The sequence below is a fragment of the Sphingobium sp. MP9-4 genome (assembly GCF_005281675.1).
Classification (GTDB): domain Bacteria; phylum Pseudomonadota; class Alphaproteobacteria; order Sphingomonadales; family Sphingomonadaceae; genus Sphingobium; species Sphingobium yanoikuyae.
Genome location: NZ_LUFI01000105.1, coordinates 1 through 4,424, shown reverse-complemented (window position 1 = coordinate 4,424; position 4,424 = coordinate 1). Strand labels below are relative to the sequence as shown.

Genomic DNA, 4,424 nt, shown 5'->3' with positions numbered 1-4,424 from the left:
TCAAAACCGGACAACCAGTGTTCCCTAAACTCTCGTTCAGAGGACCAGTGTCCGTCTATGTGGGCGACCGGGTCAGTCAAGCGCCTCAGCAGCGCCGCCCTGTCCGGTGAAAAGCCCTCTAGATGGGGCATTTGATTCGGTCAACCGCGAAATTCCGCCCTTTTTGAATTTCCCCTCCGAAAGTTGAGAATGCGGCCCCTCCCGGTCGCGTAAAAAGCCCGGTCTTTCGGGCATTTCGGAGATTTCACGCGCTTGTAATAAAAATGCGTTTCCGGAACCGGATTGGGCGCCGAGTTCCGCGCTTCTCCATCCGAATCCCGATCCTGTTGCGGCAAGAATCGGGAATCAGGGGAGAATCGGTACGAGAATCAGGCCAGCGGCTCGCCTTCCCACAATTCGGTATCGATCTGCGCCTGCGCATCGCGCGGGTAACGCGGACCCGACACCGCCCTGAAATCGAACAGACTGTCGACGCGATCGAGCAGCGGACGCGGCAGATCTAGCCTGGCCGCCGCCAGGTCCTCGTCGAGATGGGCCATGTTGGTCGTGCCGGGAATCGGCACGATGAAATCGCGACGGGACAGCAGCCAGGCCAGGCAAAGCTGCGCCATGGTGCAGCCCGCTTCGTCGGCGAGCCCCTTGAGCTTCGTTGCCAACACCAGATTATGGGCAAGGTGGGGCGGCTGGAAACGCGGCATGGCGCCGCGAATATCCCCCTCGGGCACGCCCTGTGGCCCAACCCCGCCGGCGAGCAGGCCGCGGCCGACCGGCGAAAAGGCGACGAAGCCGATGCCGAGTTCCGCGCAGGCGTCGAGCACGGCGACCTCCGGGTTGCGACTCCAGGGCGAATATTCGGTCTGCACCGCGGTGATCGGATGGACCGCATGGGCGCGGCGAATCATCGCCGCTGACATTTCCGACAGGCCGATCGCGCCGATCTTGCCATCCTCCACGCCGCGCACCAGCGCGCCGACCGACTCCTCGATCGGCACCTTGGGGTCTAGGCGATGCAGATAATAGAGATCGATATGGTCGGTCCTGAGCCGACGCAGCGAATCCTCCAGCACGCGGGTGATCGCCCGGGGCGAGCCGTCGAGGCCGCGCTTGCCGTCAATCTCCGCCAGCACGCATTTGCTGGCGAGGGTGAAATCGGCGCGCCGGTCCATGATGGTGCGGCCAAGCAATTCCTCATTGGCGCCAAAGCCATAGAGCGCGGCGGTGTCGAAGAAGGTCACGCCGACATCGAGCGCATGGCGCAGCAACCGTTCGGCCTCATCCGTCGACGGGCGCGGCAGATAGGCATGGGAGAGGTTCATGCAGCCAAGGCCGATGGCGGAAACGGTGAGCGCGCCCAGGCGGCGGGTGGGAAGAGCGGTCGTCATGGGGTGGGAAACATCCTGTCGGTTGAGGCCGTCCATGACGCAAGAGATAGGTCTGCCTCTCCGCTCTGTCATGCCCTTGGTCATGCCTTCACCCGGCAGGACGAAAGAAGATGGGGTTTACCCGGCTTAATAAAGCCAATCTTGCCCGGCGGGCGCAGCGGGGTCATTTCGACGGCACATTATAGACCCTTATGCCGCCCTGCGGCGCGAGCGAGCCCATGACCCGGAACCTTACCCATTTGGAGCGCCTTGAGGCGGAGAGTATACATATATTGCGGGAGGTAGTGTCGGAGGCGGATCGGCCTGTGATGCTGTACTCGGTGGGCAAGGATTCGGCGGTGATGCTGCATCTGGCCAAGAAGGCCTTCTATCCCTCGCCGCCGCCCTTCCCGCTGCTCCATGTCGATACCACCTGGAAGTTCCGCGCGATGTACGACCTGCGCGACAAGGCCGCGCGTGACGCAGGGATGGAACTGCTGGTCCATCATAATCCCGAGGCCCAAGCGCGCGGCATCAACCCGTTCGACCATGGCGCGCTCCATACCGACATGTGGAAGACGGAAGGGTTGAAGCAGGCGCTCGACAAGTTCGGCTTCGACGCGGCATTCGGCGGCGCGCGCCGCGACGAGGAGAAGAGCCGCGCCAAGGAGCGCATCTTCTCCTTCCGCACCGCGTCGCACGGCTGGGACCCCAAGAACCAGCGGCCCGAACTGTGGAACCTCTACAACGCGAAGAAGGCCAAGGGCGAGAGCATCCGCGTCTTCCCGATCAGCAACTGGACCGAGCTCGACATCTGGCAATATATCCAGCTCGAGGGCATCGAGATCGTGCCGCTCTATTTCGCCGCGCCGCGCCCCACCGTCGAGCGCGACGGCATGCTGCTGATGGTCGATGATGACCGCTTCCCGCTTGAACCGGGCGAAGTGCCGGTCGAGCGATCGATCCGCTTCCGCACCCTGGGCTGCTATCCCCTCACCGGCGCGGTCGAGAGCGAGGCCAGCACCCTGTCGGAGGTGATCCAGGAGATGCTGCTCACCACCACATCCGAGCGCCAGGGCCGTGCCATCGACAAGGATGCCGGCGGCGCCGGCATGGAGAAGAAGAAGCAGGAGGGGTATTTCTGATGTCCGACGTGATCACACAGGACCCCGTCTACCAGACCGATGCGCTGATCGCGCAGGACATCGACGCCTATCTCGACGTCCACCAGCACAAGACCATGCTGCGCTTCATCACCTGCGGCAGCGTCGATGATGGCAAGTCCACCCTGATCGGGCGGCTGCTCTATGATTCGAAGATGATCTTCGAGGATCAGCTCGAAGCGCTGCAGGCGGATAGCAAGCGCGTCGGCACGCAAGGCGGCGAGATCGACTTCGCCCTGCTGGTCGATGGCCTCGCCGCCGAGCGCGAACAGGGCATCACCATCGACGTCGCCTATCGCTTCTTCGCCACCGAGAAGCGCAAGTTCATCGTCGCCGATACGCCCGGCCATGAACAATATACCCGCAACATGGTCACCGGTGCCTCCACCGCCGACCTGGCCGTCATCCTGATCGACGCGCGCAAGGGCATCCTCACCCAGACGCGGCGCCACAGCTACCTCGCCCACCTGATCGGCATCCGCAACATCGTGCTGGCCGTCAACAAGATGGACCTGGTCGGCTATGACCAGGCCGTGTTCGACAAGATCGTCGCCGATTATGCCGCGTTCGCGCAGAGCATCGGCATCAGCGCCTTCACGCCGATCCCCATCTCCGGCTTCAAGGGCGACAATATCACCGCCCGGTCCGACAACACCCCCTGGTATCAGGGGCCCACGCTCATGGCGCATCTCGAAAGCGTCGAGGTCGATGCCACCACTGCGGCGGCCAAGCCGTTCCGCATGCCGGTCCAGTGGGTCAATCGCCCCAATCTCGATTTTCGCGGCTTTGCCGGCCTGATCGCCAGCGGATCGGTCAAGCCGGGCGACGCCGTGCGGGTGCTGCCCTCGGGCAAGACCAGCACCATCTCGCGCATCGTTACCCTTGATGGCGACCTCGACGAAGCGATTGCCGGCCAGTCAGTGACGCTCTGCTTCGCCGACGAGATCGACTGTTCGCGCGGCGACGTCATCGCCGTCGCCGACAATCCGCCGGAGGTCTCCAGCCAGTTCGAGGCGACCATCGTGTGGATGGATGACGAGGCGATGCTGCCGGGCCGGCCCTATTGGCTCAAGATCGGCACGCAGAGCGTGTCGGCCACCGTCCAGGCGCCCAAATATGTCGTCAACGTCAACACGATGGAGCATCTGGCCGCCAAGACGCTGGACTTGAATGCCATTGGCGTTGCCGAACTGGCGACCGACAAGCCGATCACGTTCGAGCCCTATGCCGATAACCGGACGCTCGGCGGCTTCATTCTGATCGACAAGATCAGCAACCGCACCGTGGCGGCGGGCATGCTCCACTTCTCGCTGCGCCGCGCCCAGAATGTCCATTGGCAGGCGACCGACATCGGCCGCGAGGCCCATGCCGCGCTCAAGAACCAGCTTCCCCGCATCCTCTGGTTCACCGGTCTCTCGGGCTCGGGCAAGTCGACCATCGCCAATGAGGTGGAAAAGCGGCTCGCGCTGATGAACCGCCACACCTTCCTGCTCGATGGCGACAATATCCGCCATGGCCTCAACAAGGATCTGGGCTTTACCGAGGCCGACCGGATCGAGAATATCCGCCGCGTCGGCGAGGTTGCCAAGCTGATGGCGGATGCGGGCCTGATCGTGCTGACCGCCTTCATCTCCCCCTTCCGCGCCGAGCGCGAGATGGTGCGCGAGATGCTGCCGGACGGCGAGTTCATCGAGATCTTCGTCGATACCCCGCTGGAGGTCGCCGAGGCGCGCGACGTCAAGGGTCTCTACAAGAAGGCGCGCTCGGGCAGCCTCAAGAACTTCACCGGCATCGACAGTCCCTATGAGGCGCCCACCAGCCCCGAGATACGGGTCAACACCGTCGAGATGACGCCGGAAGAGGCCGCCGAGCATATCATCCGCAAGATCATGCCGCTCAA

Annotated in this window: 3 protein-coding genes; 2 read left to right on the top strand and 1 reads right to left on the bottom strand. The window is 63.5% G+C overall.

Going from position 1 to position 4,424, the window contains the following annotated elements; translation table 11 throughout:
- Positions 1–368 precede the first annotated feature (368 nt).
- Positions 369–1,382, bottom strand: a complete 1,014-nt coding sequence (locus tag A0U87_RS25915) for an aldo/keto reductase (RefSeq protein WP_048939691.1) — start codon at positions 1,380–1,382, stop codon at positions 369–371.
- A 191-nt stretch (positions 1,383–1,573) separates the two neighbouring features.
- On the opposite strand from A0U87_RS25915, the gene cysD reads away from it, so the two are divergent.
- The gene (gene cysD / locus A0U87_RS25910) at positions 1,574–2,506 is read left to right on the top strand and encodes a sulfate adenylyltransferase subunit CysD (protein WP_276309018.1); all 933 of its coding nucleotides are present in this window, start codon (positions 1,574–1,576) and stop codon (positions 2,504–2,506) included.
- On the top strand, positions 2,506–4,424 hold a 1,919-nt coding region (gene cysN, locus A0U87_RS25905), incomplete at its 3' end, for a sulfate adenylyltransferase subunit CysN (RefSeq protein ID WP_137406127.1). The genes cysD and cysN, both read left to right, overlap by 1 nt.